The organism is Sandaracinaceae bacterium (assembly GCA_016706685.1).
GTDB lineage: Bacteria > Myxococcota_A > Polyangia > Polyangiales > Houyiibacteriaceae > JADJJE01.
Window position 1 is genome coordinate 51,010 of the sequence record JADJJE010000011.1, and the last position, 20,107, is coordinate 71,116.

The 20,107-nt window shown below is 70.4% G+C and carries 19 protein-coding genes; 11 read left to right on the plus strand and 8 right to left on the minus strand.

Going from position 1 to position 20,107, the window contains the following annotated elements:
- Positions 1–50: 50 nt before the first annotated feature.
- Complete coding sequence (locus tag IPI43_13695) at positions 51–2,231, minus strand: hypothetical protein (protein ID MBK7775159.1); 2,181 nt, start codon at positions 2,229–2,231, stop codon at positions 51–53.
- Between the two features lie 134 nt (positions 2,232–2,365).
- On the opposite strand from IPI43_13695, the gene IPI43_13700 reads away from it, so the two are divergent.
- The 3 genes from IPI43_13700 to IPI43_13710 all read left to right on the plus strand — a co-directional run bounded on the left by IPI43_13700 (position 2,366) and on the right by IPI43_13710 (position 5,008).
- The gene (locus IPI43_13700) at positions 2,366–2,584 is read left to right on the plus strand and encodes a hypothetical protein (GenBank protein MBK7775160.1); all 219 of its coding nucleotides are present in this window, start codon (positions 2,366–2,368) and stop codon (positions 2,582–2,584) included.
- A 134-nt stretch (positions 2,585–2,718) separates the two neighbouring features.
- Positions 2,719–3,843 carry a hypothetical protein gene (locus tag IPI43_13705; protein MBK7775161.1) on the plus strand — a complete coding sequence of 375 codons (1,125 nt, stop codon included), beginning with the start codon at positions 2,719–2,721 and terminating at the stop codon, positions 3,841–3,843.
- A gap of 169 nt (positions 3,844–4,012) precedes the next feature.
- Positions 4,013–5,008: a D-alanine--D-alanine ligase gene (locus tag IPI43_13710; protein MBK7775162.1), complete on the plus strand. Its 996-nt coding sequence runs from the start codon at positions 4,013–4,015 to the stop codon at positions 5,006–5,008.
- 14 nt (positions 5,009–5,022) lie between these two features.
- On the opposite strand, the gene IPI43_13715 is transcribed toward IPI43_13710, so the two are convergent.
- A complete protein-coding gene (locus IPI43_13715) occupies positions 5,023–5,931 on the minus strand; it encodes a HEAT repeat domain-containing protein (protein MBK7775163.1) in 909 nt (302 codons plus the stop codon).
- A 244-nt stretch (positions 5,932–6,175) separates the two neighbouring features.
- On the opposite strand from IPI43_13715, the gene IPI43_13720 reads away from it, so the two are divergent.
- Positions 6,176–8,551 (plus strand): DNA internalization-related competence protein ComEC/Rec2, encoded by a 2,376-nt coding sequence (locus IPI43_13720; GenBank protein ID MBK7775164.1) that lies wholly within the window; start codon positions 6,176–6,178, stop codon positions 8,549–8,551.
- On the opposite strand, the gene bcp is transcribed toward IPI43_13720, so the two are convergent.
- Positions 8,490–8,966: a thioredoxin-dependent thiol peroxidase gene (gene bcp / locus IPI43_13725; GenBank protein ID MBK7775165.1), complete on the minus strand. Its 477-nt coding sequence runs from the start codon at positions 8,964–8,966 to the stop codon at positions 8,490–8,492. The genes IPI43_13720 and bcp overlap by 62 nt on opposite strands.
- 66 nt (positions 8,967–9,032) lie before the next feature.
- Between bcp and IPI43_13730 the strand changes: the two genes are divergently transcribed.
- Genes IPI43_13730 through IPI43_13740 form a run of 3 tightly spaced genes read left to right on the plus strand, consistent with a single transcriptional unit; the run spans position 9,033 to position 10,605 of the window.
- On the plus strand, positions 9,033–9,551 hold the full coding sequence (locus IPI43_13730; protein MBK7775166.1) for a hypothetical protein: 519 nt from the start codon (positions 9,033–9,035) through the stop codon (positions 9,549–9,551).
- A gap of 5 nt (positions 9,552–9,556) precedes the next feature.
- Complete coding sequence (locus IPI43_13735; protein MBK7775167.1) at positions 9,557–10,237, plus strand: serine/threonine protein phosphatase; 681 nt, start codon at positions 9,557–9,559, stop codon at positions 10,235–10,237.
- On the plus strand, positions 10,234–10,605 hold the full coding sequence (locus IPI43_13740; GenBank protein MBK7775168.1) for a Rieske 2Fe-2S domain-containing protein: 372 nt from the start codon (positions 10,234–10,236) through the stop codon (positions 10,603–10,605). The genes IPI43_13735 and IPI43_13740 overlap by 4 nt, the downstream gene beginning before the upstream one ends.
- A gap of 5 nt (positions 10,606–10,610) precedes the next feature.
- On the opposite strand, the gene IPI43_13745 is transcribed toward IPI43_13740, so the two are convergent.
- Positions 10,611–10,838, minus strand: coding sequence for a hypothetical protein (locus tag IPI43_13745; protein MBK7775169.1), 228 nt, complete (start codon positions 10,836–10,838; stop codon positions 10,611–10,613).
- Positions 10,839–10,918: 80 nt separating this feature from the next.
- On the opposite strand from IPI43_13745, the gene IPI43_13750 reads away from it, so the two are divergent.
- A complete protein-coding gene (locus IPI43_13750) occupies positions 10,919–12,367 on the plus strand; it encodes an MATE family efflux transporter (protein MBK7775170.1) in 1,449 nt (482 codons plus the stop codon).
- A 61-nt stretch (positions 12,368–12,428) separates the two neighbouring features.
- Positions 12,429–13,262 carry a type I methionyl aminopeptidase gene (map, locus tag IPI43_13755; GenBank protein MBK7775171.1) on the plus strand — a complete coding sequence of 278 codons (834 nt, stop codon included), beginning with the start codon at positions 12,429–12,431 and terminating at the stop codon, positions 13,260–13,262.
- A 334-nt stretch (positions 13,263–13,596) separates the two neighbouring features.
- Here the strand turns inward: map and IPI43_13760 are convergent, their stop codons facing one another.
- Genes IPI43_13760 through IPI43_13775 form a run of 4 tightly spaced genes read right to left on the minus strand, consistent with a single transcriptional unit; the run spans position 13,597 to position 18,270 of the window.
- On the minus strand, positions 13,597–14,328 hold the full coding sequence (locus tag IPI43_13760; GenBank protein ID MBK7775172.1) for a glycosyltransferase family 2 protein: 732 nt from the start codon (positions 14,326–14,328) through the stop codon (positions 13,597–13,599).
- Positions 14,325–14,843 carry an acyltransferase gene (locus tag IPI43_13765; GenBank protein MBK7775173.1) on the minus strand — a complete coding sequence of 173 codons (519 nt, stop codon included), beginning with the start codon at positions 14,841–14,843 and terminating at the stop codon, positions 14,325–14,327. The genes IPI43_13760 and IPI43_13765 overlap by 4 nt, the downstream gene beginning before the upstream one ends.
- 10 nt (positions 14,844–14,853) lie before the next feature.
- Positions 14,854–16,215 carry a sigma 54-interacting transcriptional regulator gene (locus tag IPI43_13770; GenBank protein ID MBK7775174.1) on the minus strand — a complete coding sequence of 454 codons (1,362 nt, stop codon included), beginning with the start codon at positions 16,213–16,215 and terminating at the stop codon, positions 14,854–14,856.
- Between the two features lie 36 nt (positions 16,216–16,251).
- Complete coding sequence (locus IPI43_13775) at positions 16,252–18,270, minus strand: hypothetical protein (protein MBK7775175.1); 2,019 nt, start codon at positions 18,268–18,270, stop codon at positions 16,252–16,254.
- 316 nt (positions 18,271–18,586) lie between these two features.
- Between IPI43_13775 and gcvT the strand changes: the two genes are divergently transcribed.
- Positions 18,587–19,705, plus strand: a complete 1,119-nt coding sequence (gene gcvT, locus IPI43_13780) for a glycine cleavage system aminomethyltransferase GcvT (protein ID MBK7775176.1) — start codon at positions 18,587–18,589, stop codon at positions 19,703–19,705.
- Positions 19,706–19,713: 8 nt separating this feature from the next.
- Positions 19,714–20,103 (plus strand): glycine cleavage system protein GcvH, encoded by a 390-nt coding sequence (gene gcvH / locus IPI43_13785; GenBank protein MBK7775177.1) that lies wholly within the window; start codon positions 19,714–19,716, stop codon positions 20,101–20,103.
- The last annotated feature ends 4 nt before the right edge of the window (positions 20,104–20,107 follow it).

Below are 20,107 nucleotides of genomic sequence, written 5' to 3' on the forward strand. Positions count from 1 at the left end.
CCTGCCCAACCGAAGAGCCACTTGTGTAACACGGGTTACACAATCACGAGCTAGTCTTCGTCGTCGTCGTCCGACTCGTCGTCATCATCGTCATCGTCGTCCGAGTCGTCGTCATCATCGTCGTCGTCGTCGTCGTCCGACTCGTCGTCGTCGTCATCAGCGCCCTCGTCCGATCCGTCGCCGGAGATGAGCACTTCGTCGTCATCATCGGCGTCGTCATCATCGGCGTCGTCGTCGTCCGAGTCCTCGTCGTCCGAGTCGTCACGGTCCTCGTCGGAGTCGGCGCGCTCGTCCTCGGCGTCCTCGTCCGAGTCATCGGAGTCGTCTGCGGTGGGCGCGGTCAGCAGCTGGTCGTCCGCCACGCTCTCTCCGTCGCCCTCACCGAAGTCGGCGTCGTCCGAGGACGCCCGCTCGCCATCCGAGCCCGCTTCGCTCGAGCCATCGGCCACGCGCGCACCGTCCTCTTGCCCCCCGCCGCGACGGCGCCGCCGCCGGCGACGACGACCACCCGCCGCCCCCTCGCCGGGCTCCTCGCCCTCGCCTGCTGCGCCTTCGTCATCGCTGCCCTCGTCCTCGGCCTTCGGGGCCTCGACCTCGGGCGGCTTCTCGGTGCGCATGACCTCTACCTGGCGCGTCCGCCCGGGGCCCTTGAGGGTGTCCATGAGGTCCGCGTCGATGCCGCTCAGCCGCACCTGGTGCGAGACGATGCCCACACCCACGCGCTCCATCGCCTCGGCCAGCCCGGTACCGTCGAGCAACGCACACGGCGTGGCCTCGGTGATGCTGGCCTCCTCGCGCGCACCGCTGACCACTTGCGCAAGCCCCACCAGCCAGGCCACGCGGGCGTTGCCGTAGTGATGCAAGCTCCCGCGCACGTCCACCACGCGCTCGCGCGTGATGTGCCCCTCGCGGTACACGATGACCGCCAGCGGCAGCTCGTGCGGCCCCTGCCGCAGCGTCCCCGCCAAGTGGAACTCGTTGCGCTGGCTCCCCGGCCGACGCACGGCCCGCAGCCCCAACACCCCTTCGGCGTTAAGCCAGCTGGCCACCAGCTCGAGCAGCCCGGCGTTGGGCAGGTCGCCCATCATGCGCAGGAACCCGCGGCGAACCGCCTCTTGCTGACGCGAGAGCGCGCGACGCAGGTCGGCCTCTGCGCGCAACGCGTCACTGGGCAGCGACCAGTCCGTGAGCTCCACGGCGTCGCCCCACACGCGGAAGCGCGCGCGCTCGCCACGCAGCACCGCTCGGGCGTTGTCCGCACGGATGGCGGCAGCCACCGTGGGCGCCAGCGCCGCAGCGTTGCCGCTCAGACGCCCATCTTCCACCAGCGCCTGGGCAAGCTGCTCGTGAGAGCGCGCCGGCCCTTGGCGGTTCGAGAGCGCGCGCTCGAGCGCGTCCACCAGCCCCACGCCCACGGTCTCTCCGTCGACGGAGTCTCGCTCCCACTCACCCGTGACCTCGCGTCCGGCGCGGACGCGGTCGCCACCACGGTCACGCTCCCGCTCGCGGTCCCCCCCCTGCGGACGGTCTGCCTGACGCTCGGGGCGGTCGCGCCGATTGCGGTTGTTCCGGTCATTGCGGTCACGGCCGCGGTCGTTCCGCTCCGGGCGCGGGCCGTTGTCGCGGCGGGGCTGCTCGGCGACGACCTCTTGCTCGCCCTCGCCCTCGCCATCCTTGCGGCCACGACGGCGGCGGCGGCGCTTACGGTCGCGGCTGTCCGCGTCGCCCTCGGCACCCGCGGTGGAGGAGTCCAGGTTGGCGAGGATCGGCTCGTCGTCGTCCTCCTCTTCCGGGAACACGTCTTGACCCGGCAGCTTCTTCGCGGGCGGACGCGGCGCCTCGGGAGCGCGCGCCTTCACGGGCTCGGCCTTGGCCTCCCCGTTCTCGCCTTCGGTGTCACCCTCCTCGAGATCGACCTCTTGCTCGTCGTCCTCCTCGATGACCTCGGGCTCCGGCAGCTCGAAGTCCTGACCCGACTCGTGCATGGCCGCGTCGATGACGGCCGCGTCGAACTCGCGCAGACCGAACACGCCGGGCTTGACCTTGATGATGGGCGCGTCGCCGCGGTCCTTCTTGACCATGGTCGCGAGGCGCGAGTTCATGGTGATCTCGGGGGACTTGCCGAGATGAGAGAGCAGCTCTCGCTCGATGGCGATATCGGTAATGGCTTTGTAGTGGAGCGGCTTACCAATGAGGCGCAAGACCTCCACCGCGGCTTCCGTAAACGTCATGATAGACCTCTTGTGGATGAGCCCGGTGGAGCGGTCGCTCTGCCTCTCCCTGCGCCACGCCCGCTCCCCGCGGTGTGGCCATGGAGGGGGTATCGCCGGCGCGATGATTCGCGTCGGGGCGAGACATCTCACGCGTGAAGACGCGCGAGATCAAAGGCGGCTGCGCTCCTGACGAGGCGTCGCGGTCCCAGCGATTTCTGGAGACTCGCGCCGCCCGGGCCGGGCAGAGCATGTTCGGTTCGTCGTTGGTGCGCCGCGCGATGGCGAAAAGCCACCTCGCAGCGTTCCGCCCAGCACGCCGCTCACCCGTGACGTTCCCGGAGGATTCCGGGCACGCCGACGCGGCTTCGTAGCGAATGATGGACGTGGCAAGTGCGCGCATGACGACGACTTCGGACGCCTCACGGCGTACCGAACCGGTGTCGACTACCACCGCTGACCGCGCAAAGCAATGGCAGCGTGGCCGCGGATGGCGTAACACAGGCAGGTGCCCGCACGCCGCGCCGGGGCTCGTGTGAGCCCGTTTGCCCTCCGCCAAGCCCTGCTGGCCCGGGGCGGCGCCTTGCTCGCCGCCGCCTTCGCGACGGGCTGCGACCTGCTCGATGAGCCCGCCACCTCCACGGCGCCGCCGGTGAACTACGACGTACGGGCGCCCGCCCTCCCCACGGGCGCCGGCACACTCCCGTTCGACCCGCGTGTCGCCCGGCTGCTGCCCGAGACCTACGTGGGCACCGAGCAGATCTGTGACCTGGTGATGGTGGGGGCCGCTCGCACCCTGCGCCCGGAAGACGTCTTCGGCTACCGCCTCCCGTTCCGCCAGGCGCGCCACGCGCGCTGCCTCGGCACCACGGGCGAGGGCTGGGCCGACCTCTACTTCCGCAAGGATCGCGAAGCCTTGGTGGAACAGATCGCCCCCGGCACACGCATCCGCGTGGCGGTCCTCGCTGGCGAAGGTGGCTTCGACGACTACACCCCCCTCGAGGTGGTGGAGCTGCTGGGACCCACGCCCCCCGAGACCCCCCGCGCACGCGCCGCCGACGAGCCGAGCGTGGCGGATTCGTTCGAGAATCCCGAGGTCAGCCACGCCATCCGCACGTGCGCGGTGACCTACGCAGGGCAGATACAGCGCGTGCGCGATGGCGCGCTGGAGCGGCCGCGGGACGAGGAGCAGGAGCCCGGGCCCACCGAGGTGCGCTACCGCGGCCCAAGCTCTCCGGTGCCTTACCCCGGAAGTGCGAGCCACCGCCTCAGCGTGGTGTGCCAGCACGCGTCCGGCGAGGTCTGGGTGGACGTCGTCTTCACCCGCGAGACCTTCCCCGCAGCGCTCGACGTCCAGCGCGGCCGCACCATGGCGCTGCGCGTGTTCCGTGCCGAAGGCGGTCTCGGCAATCACCCCATCGCCGTGTTCCTGCCACTGGGGGCCGCCGAGCCCAACGCCCTGCCCCCCACCGTCGCTGACGACGCAGGGGTCGAGGTCGAGGCCGCCGCCGCCGACGCTGATGCGGGCATGGCCAATGCGGAGTTCCAGCCCACCGCTGACCCCCCGGCCACCCTGGCGCCGCCCCCTGCTGCCGAGGGGACCCCCGAGGGGAACAGCGCGCTGCCCCTCTAGCGTTGTCCTGGTACACGACTCGCCCCATACCCCGGCGATGGGGCTGGCCGCTTTCTTGACCCCCTCGACGCGAAGCTGCTACGCGGTGGTCATCGTACTGCCACGGGTTTCCTAGACGCGTGGTGAACCAGACAGAGCGTTCGAAGCCCCTCCGAAGGAGCGTTCCCCCATGAAGAACAAGCATATCGGTATCCTGCTCGGTGGAATGAGCGCAGAGCGCGAGGTCTCCATCACGAGCGGTGAGGCGGTCTACCAGGCGCTGACGGCACGCGGTTATCGCTGCACCAAGATCTACGTAGACCGAGACATCGACCGGGTGCTGCGTCAGACGCCCATCGACGTGGCCTTCATCGCCCTGCACGGGACCTACGGCGAGGACGGCTGCATCCAGGGGTTGCTCGAGATCCTGGGCATCCCGTACACCGGCTCCAGCGTCATGGCGAGCGCGCTGGCCATGGACAAGCTCAAGGCCAAGGAGCTGTTCCGCCTCTACAACGTGCCCACCCCTCCCTACTACTGCGTGGGCCGCGACGACGCCGAGCGGGTGGCCGAGATCCACGGTTCCTTCGGGTTCCCGGCCTTCGTGAAGCCGCGCCGCGCCGGTTCGTCGGTGGGCGCCGGCAAGGCCAAGGACATCCAGGAGCTCGAGCAGCTGGTCGAGCAGGCCGGCCGCTTCGATGACTCGGTGCTGGTGGAGCGCTTCGTCCAGGGCCGCGAGATCGCGGTGGGCGTCCTCGACGGCCGCGCGCTGGGCGCCATCGAGATCGTCCCCTCGGGCGGCTTCTACGACTACAAGTCGAAGTACCAGAAGGGCCAGAGCGAGTACCACCTCCCTGCCCGGCTCTCCCCCACGCGCTACAAGGGCGTGCTGAACATCGCCGAGCGTGCCGTGCGTTGCTTGGACGCCACCGGCGCAACGCGCGTGGACATCTTGGCCACCGAGGGCGAGAACGAGTACGTGCTCGAGGTCAACACGCTCCCCGGCATGACCCCCACGTCGCTGCTCCCCAAGATCGCTGGGGCGGCGGGCATGGACTTCGGTGCGCTGTGCGAGGCCATCCTGGACCGCGCCACGCTGGGTGCCGGCATGGGCACCTCCGCGAAGCCCAGCGAGAGCTCCCAGGCCACCGACAGCGACACGAAGAGCCCCCGCGCCACCTGCTAGTCAGGGGGCTGCGCTCAGTTGGTGGCCGCGGGCGCCGCCGCCTCTTGGGCGCGCTCGCGGGCGCGCTCCTCGATGGCTGTGATGGCTTCGTCGATGGCGGTGCGGACGCCAGCCACGGTCTCGGCCGCGCGGCGGCGACGGAGGGTGGGGATGACGAGCGCGTCACCCACCTGACCGAGCGCGTTCACGATGTGCAGCCGGATGTTGGCGTTGGGGTCATCCAGCAAGCGAATGAGCGCGTTCATCTTGTCGGGCCCGCGCAGCGAAGCGAGCGCGTTGATGGCCTCGAGGCGCTCTTCTTCCAGCCGGGTCGTGTCCACGATGAAGTCCCGCAGCCCCGTGAGAGCCGCTGGGTCCGCGATGCGGCCCAGGGAGCGGAGCGCGTCCAGCCGAACGGCCTCGGCCGTGTCGTTGAGCAGCCCGAGCAGGGCCTCCGTGGCGCGGGTGTCACCCGTGACGCCGAGCGCGAGCGCACCCCACTGACGTGCCGTGGGGTCCGTGTCGTTCAGCAGGTCCAGCAGCGCAGGGACCGCCGCCGCGTCGGGCAGGCGCCAGAGCGCCGCCGCCGCCACGATGCGCACGTCCACCTGGTCGTCACGAAGCGCGCGAACCAAGTCGGGCACGGCCTCGCGCAAGCTGAGGCGGCCGATGGCGCGGCCAGAGGAAGCGCGCACGCGCCAGTCCGGGTCGTGCCGGATCAGCCGGCGCAGGTGTGGGGCAGCCTGCCGACGAAAACGCCAGCCCCCATGGGCAATGGCCTCCACCGCAGCAATGCGGGCATCGGGCTCGGCCGCGCTGAGGCCTTGAACGGCTTCGTTGTAGCCGGCCTCGTCGAGGCGTCGCTGCGCATGAGCGTCCGCCGTGGCGAATAGCGCGGCGAGACCGAAAGCGAGCGCGGCGAGTCTGAATTGTCTGGCGTACATCATTAACCCCCGGCAGTGGCCCATTGGGTTGCTGCCTTCAGCAGGAACGTACCACAGACGGGGTATACGATTCATGCATTCATTGGGTCTGCGAGGACGGCCGGCGGGCGCCGGCGGAGCCCCCTTCGGCGCCACCTTGCGCGACGCTCACATGGGCTGAATTCGGGCCGAGCAGGCGGCCAGCTTCGTGCAGCGCTGCCTGTGTATGCCCTGGCTGGTCGTGTGCTGGATCGTCGGAATCTTCGTGGGAATGGCCACGGAGCAGCCCACCCGCGTGTGGCCAGCGGCCGTCGCGCTCAGCCTGGCCACGCTGTTCGCGCTGCTGGGGAGCGCGCTGCGGGCGCGTCTGTGGGTGCTGCCCCTCGGCCTGCTGTGCGCGATCTCGGGCTTCGGCATCGGCCCACTGCCGCAGCGGCCCGTGCCGCCCGGGCTGTACAGGGTGGAGGGCGAGGTGCTGGCGGTTCGCCCGCGCGAGGAGGACCAGCGGGCGCTGCTCGAGCTGCGCGGGGTGGAGGCGCTGGTCACCAAGCGGCCAGCCGACCTGCGTGGGCGCCGCGTCATCGTCACCTTCCCTCGCGACGCCAGCGTGCCGCCGGGAGCCCTGGTGCGCGCGCTGGTGCGCCTGCGTCCGCCGACGGTCTTTCACAACACCACACCCCACCCCGCGTGGCCGCCCGAGCTGATCCCCGCGGCCACGGGGCGCAGCGTGGCGGACAGCCCGCCGGAGGTCATTGACGTGCCTTGGATCGCGGGCGCGCTGGCCGGAGCGCGGGCCGCCCTGCGCGACGGGATCACCCGCAGCATGCCCGACGACGTGGAGGGGCTGGTCGTCGCGCTGGTGCTGGGCGACGGCGGCGTCACCGAGGAGACCCAGCGCGACATCATGCGCGACGCGGGGATGGCGCACGTCCTGGCGGTGTCGGGCATGCACGTGGCCATGGTGGGCCTGTTCCTGGTCGGGACGCTGCGGCGCGTGTTCGTGCGCCTGGACGTGCTGCGCCCGGATCGGCTGTCGGCGCTCGCGGGCATCCCCTGCGTGCTCATCTATGGAGAGCTATCGGGCGGCAGCCCCAGTGGGCACCGCGCGGCGTTCACGGCGTGCCTCGCGCTGGTGGTCACGGCGCTCGGACGAAGACCCGAACCCATGCCGCTCATGGCGGGTGCTTGCTTGGTCATCGCGTTCTTGGATCCGCGCGTCAGCGTGAGCCCTGGCTTCGTGCTCTCCGTGGTGGCCACCGCCGCCATCCTCACGGCCCCTTCGCACCGCGACGCGCGCTTCCCCGAGCTGATGACGGCGTGGTCCATCACGTGCCGCACCACGCTGGCGACCGCGCCGGTCACGCTCTGGTGCTTCTCCGGGATCCCCATCCTGGGCCTGCTGGCCAACCTGCTGGTGGCCCCGCTGGGCTCCGGGATCCTGCTGGCGCTCGGCAACGTGCACGCGGTGCTGGCCACGCTCTGCCCGCCACTGGCCAGCCTCACCGCCACCCCGCTCGCCATCATTTGCCGCGCGCTGGTGCACGGCACGTCCATCTACTCGAGCCCCGGCTGGGGTCTGGGCCTGCCGCCGCTCAGCCTGGGCGAAGGGCTGTGCGTGGGCGCTGCGGTGGTCGCGTTGCTGGGCACGCGCGGGCGGGTCCGCGTGGTGATTCTGACGCTCTCCATGACCGGCTTCGTGGGCTCCGAGATCGGGCTGCGCCACACCGAGCAACCCATGGGCACGCTGCGCATCACGTTCCTCGACGTGGGCCAGGGCGACGGCGCCATCGTGGACCTACCGAACGGCGAGGCGCTGCTGATCGATGCGGGCGGGGGCGTCCCGGACCCGGGCGAGCAGGTCATCGCACCCATCCTGGCGGCGCGACGTCGGCGGGAGCTGCGCGCGGCGATGATCAGCCACCCGCACCCCGACCACTTCGGGGGGCTGGCCGCCGTGCTGCGCGCGGTCGCCGTCCGAGAGGTGTGGGACACGGGTCAGGGGCCCGGCGAGCACCCCGACGCGCCCTACACCCAGCTGCTGCGCGGGCTGTCCACGCGTGGCACGCGAGTGCTGGGCCCTGAGCAGCTGTGTGGCGCCCGACAACTAGGCGGCGTGGAGCTGGACCTCATCTGGCCCTGCCCCAGCTTCGACGCGGCGCTCGACCCCAACGACAACTCCTTCGTCATGCGCTTGCGCTTCGGTGAGCGCAGCGTGCTGTTCGTGGGCGACGCCGAGCACGAAGCCGAAGAGGCGCTGGCGGCGCTCGGCGAGCGCGTGCGCGCGGACGTCTTGAAGGTGGGGCATCACGGCAGCCGAACGTCCTCGACCGAGGCCTTCTTGAACGTGGTGCAGCCATCGCTGGCGGTCGCGAGCCAGGGCCGCGACAACGCGTTCGGTCACCCACACGACGACGTGGTGGCGCGCTTCGAGCAACTCGGGATCCCGCTGCTGCTCACCGCCCAGCTGGGTGGGATCACCCTCGAGACCGACGGCCACGAGTGGGAGGTGGAGACCACGCTCACGCCCCCGGACGAGGAGGACGGCACGGCGCCGGTGCGCTGGGACCGTGGCGCCGTGGTCAGCCGGCAGCGGCCGCCGCGGCGCGGATCACCTCCACCACCTCCGCCGCATGCTCCTTGACCTTCACCTTTGGGAAGTGCGCCAGCACGCGGCCATCAGGGCCGACCACCACCGTGGAGCGCAAGATGCCCATGAAGTCGCGCCCGTAGAGCTTCTTCTCGCCCCACGCGCCGTACTTCTCGATCATGGAGCCGTCCGGATCCGACAGCAGCGCGAAGCCCAGCGCGTGCTTGTCGCGGAACTTGCAGTGCGACGCGATGGAGTCCTTGCTGACCCCCACCACCACCGCGCCGAGCGCGTCCAGCTCCGCCCGCGCATCGCGGAAAGCGAGCGCCTCCGTGGTGCAGCCCGGCGTGCTGTCCTTGGGGTAGAAGTAGATCACCGCGTAGCGCCCGGCCAGATCCGAGAGGGACAGCTTTCCCCCATCGGAGGACTCGAGCGAGAACGCAGGGGCTTTGTTTCCGACCTTCAGCATGGGCGCACCATACCTCACTCCCGAGCGATGCGCGTGCGGGTGCGCCACCTGGTACCCTGCAGCCTGATGCTGGTGCGCAACCAACATGTGGTGGTCTTCGGTGCCGAGCGCCCCTTCGCGTTCCACGCCATGGAGGCGCTGCTGGCCCTCGGCGCCAACGTGCTCGCGGCGGCCCCCCTGCGCACCGAGCTCGAGAGCCTGAGGGCGCAGCTGGGGCAGCACCACCGCCTGAACGTGGCCGAGTGCGGCGCGGCGGATCCCGAGGGCCCGGTCCGCCTGCTGGAGGCCACCCATCGGCGCGGCCACCTCGACGCCATCCTGCACGTGACGGACAACGCCATCACCCGCGATCTCGAGGTGGCCAACCTCTCGCGGGCCATCGCGCGGGCGCTCCCTGGGCTGCCCGTGCGCGTGGTCTTCGCCTCCGCGGTCGAGGCCGGGGGAGAACGAACGTTGGGGCACGATCCCCTTGCGCGAGACGTCGGGACACGCGACTTTGCAGCCGCGCTGGTCTATGACCCGGACCACCCGAAGCCCGCGCTCTACGCCATGCTGTCGCTCCTCTCTCCCACCGGTGTCACCTGAACGTGCTGGGCCACGACAGCCAGACCATCATCATCGGGGACGTGCACGGGTGCCTGACGGAGCTCGACGCGCTGCTGCGAAAGGTGCGCTACACCCGCGGCGACCGCCTGATCCTGGTCGGGGATCTGGTGGCCAAGGGCCCGGACTCCGCCGGCGTGGTGGCGCGCGCCCGTGAGCTGGGCGCGCTGGCCGTGCGGGGCAACCACGACGAGCGCGTGCTCAGCTGGTTCCGGGCGGAGCGTGAGGGTCCCCCGTTGGACCGGCCGCTCAGCCGTGGTCACCGCGCGGTGTGCGCCGCGCTCGGTGACGAGGACGTAGCGTGGCTCGAGGCCCTGCCCCTCACGCTGCGGCTGCCCGAGCACCGCACCACGGTGGTGCACGCGGGGCTCCGGCCGGGCGTGGCCATCCACCGCCAAGACCCGGTGGACCTCTTGAACATGCGCAGCCTGACCAGCACGGGTGGGGTCAGCTATCGCGCGGATGACGGCGTGCCGTGGGCCAGCCGCTGGACGGGGAGCGATCTGGTGGTGTTCGGCCACGACGCCATTCGCGGGCTGCAGCGCTACGAGCAGGCCATCGGCCTCGACACCGGCTGCGTCTACGGCGGGCAGCTCACGGCGCTCCTGCTGCCCAGCCGGCGCATCGTCTCGGTGAACGCCCGCCGCGCCTACAAGGAGATCGTGTGACCGACACGGCCCCCCTCCGGGACACGTGGCGGCGCGTGTGCCTGCGCCGGGACCTGCGCCCGGGCGTGCTGCAGCAGGTGTCGCTCGGGCGTGACCCGCTGGGCATCCCCCTGTCGGTGCTGGTGGGCGTCAGCCAGGCCGGCGAGCTCTACGCCTACCAGAACCTCTGCAAGCACCTGCCCATCCCCCTGGACGGCGGCAGCGGGGACTTCTTTGCCGGGGACGTGGACACCCTGCGCTGCGGCACGCACGGCGCGCTCTACCGCGTCAGCGACGGGTTCTGCACGCGCGGCCCTTGCCGGGGGACGTTCCTTCGGCGCCACCTCGTCCGCGAGCTCGCCGACGAGGTGTGGGTCAAGACCGACTAGCGGAACTAGCGGCCCTGGCCGATCTGGAGGTCGTGGGACTCGTGGCCGATGTCGGTCTCGTGGAACGTGGGCCCGACGATGCCCTCGGCCATGGACCAGAGGAGCGCGAAGGACAGGCCGAGCGTCACGAAGCAGAGCACGATGAGCTTCGGGCCGTCCCAGAACGCATCGGACTTGGCCACGCTCTCGGCGAGGGCGTCGGACATCGGCACGTTGTTGTAGGTCTTCGACATGGTGTCGGGGATTTAGTCTGGAACGCGCGAATGGTCAACGCCCCGCTGCACTCTCGGGGCATGTGGCAAGCTGCGCGGCTATGAACGCGCGCGAGACGACCAACCAGCGCACCCGACGGCGGCTGGTGGAGGCCGGCTTGGGTCTGGGCGTCCTTCGCTTCGGAGGGCCGCTGGTGGTGGGCATGGTGCTCCACACCCTGTTCAACCTGGTGGACATGTTCATGATCAGCCGGCTGCCCAACTCGGGCGCCGCGCTCGCCGCGCTGGGGCTGTGCGACATGGTGGCCGCGGTGGCCACGATCTTGAGCAACGGCATCGCCACGGCCGCGGTGGCGCTGATCACCCGTCACGTGGGCGCCGGCTACCTGACCGGGGTGCGCCGAGCCACCTACCAGTCGCTGTGGCTCGTGGGGGCGCTCAGCGTGGCATTCGGACTGCTGGGCATCTTCGGCAGCGACTTCATCGTGCGCCGCATCATGTTCGCCAAGGGCGACACGGCCGACGTCGCGGTCGTGTACCTCGAGGTCATGCTGGGGGGCAGCTTCTCGATCTTCCTGCTGCTGCACCTGACCGCAGTGCTGCGCGCCCTCGGGCACGCGAAGACCGCGACCATGCTGTTGGTGGGGGGCAACGCGCTCAACATCCTGCTCAACGTCTTCTTGATCTACGGCGATGGCCCCGCGCCGGACATGTTCGCCTGGGGGGCTCCCGTCGCGCGCGCCCTCGGCATCCCGCGGCTCGAGGTGCTGGGCGCCGCCTACGCCACCATCATCGCGCGGACCGTCCCGGTCATCATCGGGCTCGTGCTGTTGGTTCGGCGCCGCGGAGGCCCGCGCTTCCACCCGCTCTACCTCCGCCCCAACGCGGAGGTGCTGCGCTCCATCCTGCGCATCGGCTGGCCCGCGAGCGCACAGCTGGTGCTGCGGGTGGCGTCCATCTTGGTGGTCATCGCCCTGATCAACGCCGAGTACACCACCGGCAGCGACCAGAGCGCGCTCACCGCCTACAGCATCTGTCTGCGCCTCGAGACCATGGCGCTCTTCGTGGGCATGGGCTGGGGCGCGGCGGCCAGCTCGTTCGTGGGGACCAACCTGGGCGCCGGCTTCCCCGAGCGGGCGAAGCGCGCGGGGCTCGTGGCCGCGGCCTACAACCTGGTCATGATGCTGGCGCTCGGGCTTCTGTACATCCGCTACAGCGACGCCATCTTGGGCTTCTTCGACAGCACCCCCGCCGTGCTGCAGGTGGGTCGCGAGTACCTCGGCATCGTGGCGTTGAGCTACGCGTTCTTGGGCGTGGGCGTGGTGCTGTCGCAGGCCATGACGGGGGCCGGGGCCACGCTGTCGAGCCTGGTGCTGGACGGTGTCCTGCTGCTGGGCATCATCTTGCCCACGGCGTACGTGGTGGCGGCCACCCTCGATCTCCCGCGCGAGAGCCTCTTCTGGGTCATCGCGCTGGGCAACGTGGGCAGCGCCCTCGCCTACGTCGGGTACTACGCCACCGGCGCGTTTCTCCGCAAGCAAGTGGCATGAGCACTTGCCGGCCCGGCCGGGTTCAGTTAGTTGGGGGGTCGTGTTGAAACGCATCGAGACGATGAATTCCGCTGCCCTCGAGCGCATGCGCGAGTCCTGCAGCCTGGCCGCCGAGTGCCTGGTCATGGTGGGCGAGCGCATTCGCGCCGGCATCACCACCGATGAGATCAACACCTGGGTGCACCAGTACTGCATCGAGCACGACGCGCTGCCTGCCCCCTTGAACTACAAGGGCTTCCCCAAGAGCGTCTGCACGTCGGTGAACGAGTGCGTCTGCCACGGCATCCCCGACGGAACCGTCTTGAAAGACGGCGACATCGTGAACGTGGACGTGACCACCATCTTCCCCACCACGCACGGCTACTTCGGGGACACCAGCGTCACCTTCTACATTGGCCAGCCGTCGGAGGAGGCCAAGCTGGTCACCGAGGTGGCGCGCCGCGGGCTCGAGCTGGGCATCGCCCAGGTGCGCCACGGCGCGGCCATCGGCGACATCGGCGCGGCCATCCACGAGTACGCGGACAAAATGAAGTGCTCCGTGGTGCGCGACTACGTGGGCCACGGCGTGGGGCGCGAGTTCCACATGCCGCCGCAGGTGCCGCACTACCGCGCGCGCGACGCCGCCAGCCGCCTGAAGATGAAGGCCGGCATGGTGTTCACCATCGAGCCCATGATCAACATCGGCACCTACGAGACCGAGCTCTTGAAGGACCGCTGGACGGTGCTCACCGCCGACCGGAAGCTGAGCGCGCAGTTCGAGCACACCATCCTCGTCACGCGCAACGGCGCGGAGGTGCTCACGGCGCGCAGCAAGCTCGTGAAGCACAGCGAAGACCTCCCCTGGTCGGACCTCGGGCCGCTGAGCACGCCGGCCGCGTTCCCTGCTGCGGTCTGAAGCTGGCCTGAAACACATGCCAGACGAGGTGGACACCCACCGCTGAAGCGGTGGGCGGCAAACCTGGCCTGGACACACTGAAAGTCCGCCCGTCGGGCGGACTAGGTGATCGACAACGGGGTGTGTTCTACCAAGGGTAGCCGGACAAAGTGTCTGAGTACCCTTGGTAGGGCAAACCCTGCTGGCAGCCATCTAGTCCCCGGAGGGGACTTTATGCCCATCCAGGCCAGGTTTGCTGCCCCCGGCTTCCAGCCGGGGGTGCCCATTGTGCCTTGCAGCAAGCCGAATCGGCTCCCGCAGGAGATGTGTAGAGTCGTGAGGCTGAAGCTCAGCCTCAGCTGCCCAGGGCCCGCCGCACGGCTTCCCGCGTGGTGCGCACGCGCAGCTCCAGCAGCTCGCGCCCTACCTTGCCCACCTGCGACAGCTTCGCGGACTTGGACTGCCCGGCCAGGCGCGGGCGGCACGCGATGGTGACCGTCTCGAACGGCAGCTGGGCGCGCACCACGCGCAGCGGGAACTCGAAGTTCAGGAAGAAGCTGTTGGGCGTGAGCTGCTCCGGGTCGAACAGCACGCGGCGGAACAGGTAGGGCCCGTCGCTGCGCATGGGCACGCCGTGGATGGAGCGGATGAGGGTGCGCACGCCCCAGCTCAGCACCTTGCGGTGGAGCCCGTCGTCTCGGTCGGCGTACACGCTGAAGACCACCTCGGTGTCCTCGCGGCGCGCCGCCATGAGCGTGGCGATGGCCTCGGGCGCGATCTGACCGTCGGCCGGCAGGAAGGTCACCCACTCCCCCCGGCTGGCGCGCACGCCCGTCTTCAGCGCGGCGCCGATGCCGCTGTTCACCGCGTGCGTGACCACCCGGTGCGGAAAGCCATGGAGCGCCCGCTCGGCGGCTTCGCCGGTTCCGTCGCGCGAGCCGTCGTCCACGAACACCACCTCGGCGCCCGGCACGTGGACCAGCAGCCACGCGCGCAGCTCGGCCAGCACGGCGGGGATGTTCTCCGCCTCGTTGAAGGCGAAGACGATGACCGACAGCGGCGGGGGATCGGTGGGCATGCTGCTCATGGGCGGAACCTCAACACACGGGCGGGGACCCCGGCGGCCACGGCGTAGGCGGGGATGCTCTCGGCCACCACGGCGCCCGCCCCGATCTGCGCGCCACGCCCGATGGTGACCCCAGGCAGGATGACGGCGCTGACGCCGATGTCCGCGTCGTCCTCGATGACCACCTCGGCGAAGTCGAGCGGCGAGCTCAGGATGGGCAGGTCACGCCCCGCCTCGCGGTGGTTGGACGTGAGGATGCGCACCCCAGGACCAATGCCCACGTGCCGACCGATGCGCAGGCCGCCGGCGCTGTGGAAGAAGCACTGCTGGCCGATCCAGGTGCCCTCGCCAATCTCCATGGTGGACTTGTAATAGCCCTTCAAAATGGTCTGGTGGCCCACGTACACGCGCTCGGCCAGGTGCACGTTCTCGGGGTGGAAGACCAGTACGCCGGCCTCGAACACGCAGCCCTCCCCGCAGCGCGCGAGGTCGCTGGGCTGGAACTCGCCGCTGCCGTGGCTCTTCGGGGCTGACACGCGGGGGATGCTAGCAGGTCGCGTGGGGGTCGTCCTCGTCGGCTTCGTGCGCGTCATCCGTGTCTGCGTGGAGCTTGTCCAGCCGGTCCCGCAGCGTGCTGCGCGGGATGCCGAGCGCACGCGACGCCGCCGTCTTGTTGAAGGCGTGCGCGGCCAACGCGCGCAGCAGCGCCTCGTCGTCGATGGGCCGCGAGCCCACCGCCAGCGGGTCCAGGCTGGCGAGCACGTCGTCTTCGGTGACCACGGGGCCCATGGCGCGCATGGTGGCGCGGGCCACCACGTTGCCCAGCTCGCGCACGTTGCCGGGCCACGTGTGCGCCCGCAGCCGCGCGAGGGCCGCATCGGAGAACGGCCGGACGGCGCCTGGAGGCGAGCCGTAGCGCGCAAAGTGCTCGGCCAGGGGCGCGATGTCCGCGGCGCGACGACGCAGCGGCGGCACCTCGATGGGCAGCTTGCACAGGCGGTAGTAGAGGTCCTCGCGGAACTCGCCCGTGCGCACGCGCTTGGCGAGGTCGCGGTGCGTGGCGGCCACCAGACGCACGTCCACCTCCACCTCGCGGTCGGCGCCCATGGGCTGCACCCGCCCGGTCTCCAGCGCGCGCAGCAGCATGACCTGGGCGGAGAGGCTCAGCTCGCCCAACTCGTCGAGGAACAACGTGCCGCCGTGCGCCCGCTGGAAGGCCCCCGCGCGGTCGCCCGCCGCCCCGGTGAACGCGCCCTTCACGTGCCCGAAGAGCTCACTGGCCAGCGCGTCGTCGCGCAGCGCGCCCGCGTTGACCGCCACGAACGGACCCGTGCGGCCGCTGGCGGTGTGCACCCGCCGCGCGATGCCTTCTTTGCCGGAGCCGCTCTCGCCCAGGATCACCACGCTGGCCTTCGAGCGAGCGTAGCGCTCGGCCAGGGCGATGAGGTCCTGCATGGCCTCCGAGTGCACCACATAGGCCTCGGGCCCCGATGCCGCAGAGACGTGCTCGTGGATGCTGCCCTCCGAAGAGAAGCTGACCACCAGCCTGGTGCGCCCGGCCACGAACATGCTGCCCGGCGCGAGGTCGGCCGCCTTCACGCGCACGCCGTCCACCCAGAGCCCGTTGCGGCTGCCGAGGTCCTCGAGGCACACCACCCCTCGCTCGGCGCGGGCACGAAAGTGAAGTCCGGACACGGCTCGGTCGTGCAGCTGCACGTCCGCACGGGACGACGATCCGAACGTCAGGAAGTGCGCGCGCAGACGCGAGCGCCGCGCGTCCCTCCCCGTGCCGATGCGCAGCACCAGCTCGGGGTTTCCGCAGGGGCGGGCCCGCCCTTCGAGCGGGGCTGTCTGAGGCTCGCCGTGGTCGACCGGGGAAGGGTCGAAAGGAAGGACAGCGTGGGGCATGGCGCGCTTATCGGCGCACCGGCCCGTTGAATTGCGTCACTCGAAGATGATGTTCACGCAGCTGTTGTTGGTGCAGGTGGCACCATCCGCTTCGTCGCAGCAGTCCGCGTTCGTGGAGCACGTCTCGCCGATGAGGCGACACTCGTTGACAGGTGGCGGAACGCACTCGGTTCCACCGCTGCCGTCGTCGCCACAAACGCCACCGCAGCACTCGCTGTTCACCATGCAGCCCTCGCCATCCACGCGGCAGGCACGGGGCGCCCAGAACGCCGAGACGCTGCGGTGATCCGGGATCTGGCCGGGGAGCCAGTACGGCACGCCGCTCGGGTCGAAGGTGCCATCGGCGTTGGCCCGCACGGCCGTGACCCACACCTGACCGGGCTGGATGGTGGTGCCCGCGTTGCCGGCGGTGCGGTTGCCGTAGGGGCGCCGCGACAGGTAGCTCAACCAGTAGTAGCCCCCCGACGTGAACGGCGAGAAGTTGGGCTGGAACTCGAAGTGGTTCGCCGAGGCGATGCGCGTGAGACGCGTGAGCCCCGTTCCGTCGCGCCGCACCAGGTAGATGGCCGACGTGTTGGCGGGGTCGATGACCACGTCTCCGTTGGGGTCCCGCGGGTCGGAGCGCGAGCCCGTGCCGTGCGCGAACGCCAGCCACGCGGAGTCCGGCGACCAGGTCGGGTAGCTGTCCGTGACACCGCCCTCGGCCTGTCCGCTCAGGCTCGCGCCCATATGGATGGCAGCGCCGGGTCCGAACGCATCGGGCCCCGTGACGGGCAGCATGCTGAGGTCGCCCGTGGTGATGTCGCCCGCCCAGCTGTTGGTGTTGCCGATGTAGGCCACGCTGTCGCCGTCGCGCGACCACGCGGGGTGTGTGCCCGGGTTGGGCAGGGTCCCGGTATGCGTGACGCTCTGGCCGGTGAAGGGGTCGATCAAGAACAGGAAGTCGTTGCCCACCGCCGAGGACACCATGGCGCGCGTGTCGTCGGGGCTGAAGCTGGCGGTGCGCCAGCGGATCATCTCCGACACGGGCCACTCGGTGGGCGCGGGGTTGGCGGCCAGATCACTGCGCGTCAGGTCGTAGAGCGCGCCGAAGTTGTCGAAGTGCAGGTTCGCCAGCATGTAGCGGCCGCTGTTGCTGATGGCGTGACAGCCCACGCAGGCGTCGCCATCCACGTCGTCCGCCAGCGGCGAGTCGGGGTGTGGCAGCAGCAGCTCGCTGGCTGGCGCGCCGTCGTTGATCCGGCGGATCTTCTCGTCGTCGATGTCCCAGTAGTAGACGGTGCCGGTGACCGCAGCGACGGCGAAGTTCACGTCGATCGGCGCGCCGCTCACCACCTGCGTCGCGGCGGCGTCGAAGCGATCCACGCGCACGCTCATGGCGTCGGTGGGGTCGGACTGCGCCAGCGCGCGCCACGCGCTCGCGTCCACCAGGTAGTGGTCGTTCACGGCCTCATCGGGGTTGCGCAGGTAGACCACCACGCGGGCGTGCGGCTTCTCGAGCGTGATCCGGAACGAGTCGGCCTCGGGGCAGACGCCCGTGTTGGCGCCGCAGGACCACTGCACGTCCGCGGGCGATACGTTCTGCGGCATGACCACCTCGTCGAGCGGGTACTGAATGGCGGCCGTGCGCGCGGCATCCGTGACGGGCGTGCCCATGAACTGCGTCACGGGGTCCGTGGGACCACCCGCCCCTCCCCCGATGGTGCGCGACAAGTTCACCACGAGCGTCTCGGTGTCCGTGAAGGTCTGGCCGCCGATGGTGATGGAAACGGTCACGGTGACGCTGCCCCCGAGCAGCCCGTTCAGCGCGAACGCGCCCGTGACGGTGTCCAGCGTGCCGAGCACCCGTGAGCTGGCCGTGAAGCGGGCTCCCGTGGCCGGCAGGGTCTGGCTGTCGGAGCGCCGCAGCACGGCGCTGAACTGCACGGTGTCGGTGGCCCCGATGGTGAGATCGGCGGTCTCGCCAACCGGTGTCAGCTCGATGCCAGTGATGGTCACGCCGGGCCCGAGGTCGGGCAGTACGACGACGCCCTGGTCGGGCGGGGGCTCATCCACGACGCACATCCCGTTCGTCCCGCACACCAGGTCGCTACGACACGGTCGGCTCGCATCGCACGGATCGCCCACCTGACCGCCCCGCCCCCCCGGGCCGCCGCTGCCGCAGCCCGCAGACAACCCGAGCGCCAGCCAGGCGACGGTCAATGGGAAGAGAGGCTGCGAGCGCAGCGTCCGCGGGACGGGTCGGTCGAGGGGGGTCATGGGGGTCTCCTGCCACCCAGGGTACACACGTGAACCCATGGATCCCAGCGCAGCGCCGCAGCGAGTGCGCGATGAACATGACATCGCTTGAACCCCACTGGTCCTGGGGCTAATGTCGCGCACCGTGACGGCTCCAACCACCCCCCTCCTCGAGACGCCGCTCGTCGCCGAGCACCGTGCGCTCGGCGCTCGCCTTGTCCCCTTCGCCGGCTGGCTCATGCCCGTGCAGTACGAAGGCATCCGTCAGGAGCACGAGGCCGTGCGGCAGCGCGCAGGCCTGTTCGACGTGTCGCACATGGGCGAGCTGCACCTCGAGGGCCCCGAGGCCGTGGCATTGGTAGACTCCTTGGTCACCAATTCGGTGAAGAGCCTGCCCGTGGGCAAAGCGCTCTACACGTGCTGCTGCAACGAAGCCGGCACCATCCTGGACGACCTCATCATCTATCGCCGAGGCGAAGAGCGCATCCTGGTGGTCTGCAACGCGGGCAACCGCGAGAAGATCTCGGCGCACTTCAGCAAGCACGCGGCCGGTCGCTGCAGCTTCCGCGACGCGTCGGACGACACCGCGCTGCTGGCGCTTCAGGGTCCACTGGCCGAGCAGGCGCTGCGCGAGGTGGGCTGCGACGCGCACCTGCCCGAGCTGGGCACGTTCCACCTGGCCGACGGTCTCGTGGCGGGCATCCAGTGCACCGTGGCCCGCACGGGCTACACGGCCGAAGACGGCTTCGAGCTGTTCTGCGCGAACGCGGATGCCCCCGCCCTGTTCCGCGCCATCCTCGCTGCGCCCGTGGGCGTGAAGCCCATCGGCCTCGGCGCGCGCGACACGCTGCGCCTCGAGGGCAAGCTCTCGCTCTACGGCAACGACATCGACGAGACCACCAACCCGCTCGAGGCTGGCCTCGGCTGGGTGGTCAAGCTGGACGGCGACGACTTCATCGGCCGCGACGCGCTGCGCGCCATCCAGGCCGCTGGCCTCACCCGCAAGCTGGTGGGCATCCAGATGACCGGCCGCGGCATCGCGCGCCACGGCTACCCCGTCGTCATCGACGGCCAAGAGGTGGGCGTGGTCACGAGCGGCTCGCCCTCCATCACGCTGGGCACCAACATCGGCCTCGCCTACGTGCCCGTCGGCGCGTCGCGCGTGGGCACCGCCCTGGGCATCCAGATCCGAGACAAAGTCATCGACGCGGTGGTCGTGAAGACCCCGTTCTACAAGCGCCAACCCCGATAGAGATCGCCATGACCTACCCTGCAGAGCTCCGGTACACCAAAGAACATGAATGGGCCCGCGTGGATGGCGACACCGTGCGTGTCGGCGTCACCTCGTACGCCGTCGATCAGCTCGGCGACGTGACCCTCGTGGACCTGCCCGCCGTGGGCACCGCGGTCGGCGCACACGCGCGCTTCGGCGAAATCGAGTCCGTCAAGACCGTGAGCGAGCTGTTCTCGCCCGTGGGCGGCACCATCACGGCCGTCAACGGTGACCTCGAGGGCACGCCCGAGACCGTCAACGAGGCGCCCTACGAGGCCGGCTGGCTCGTGGAGATCAAGATGTCGGACGCGTCGCAGCTCGACGGTCTGATGGACGCGAAGCAGTACGCGGACTACATCGGCAAGCTCGAAGGCTGACGGT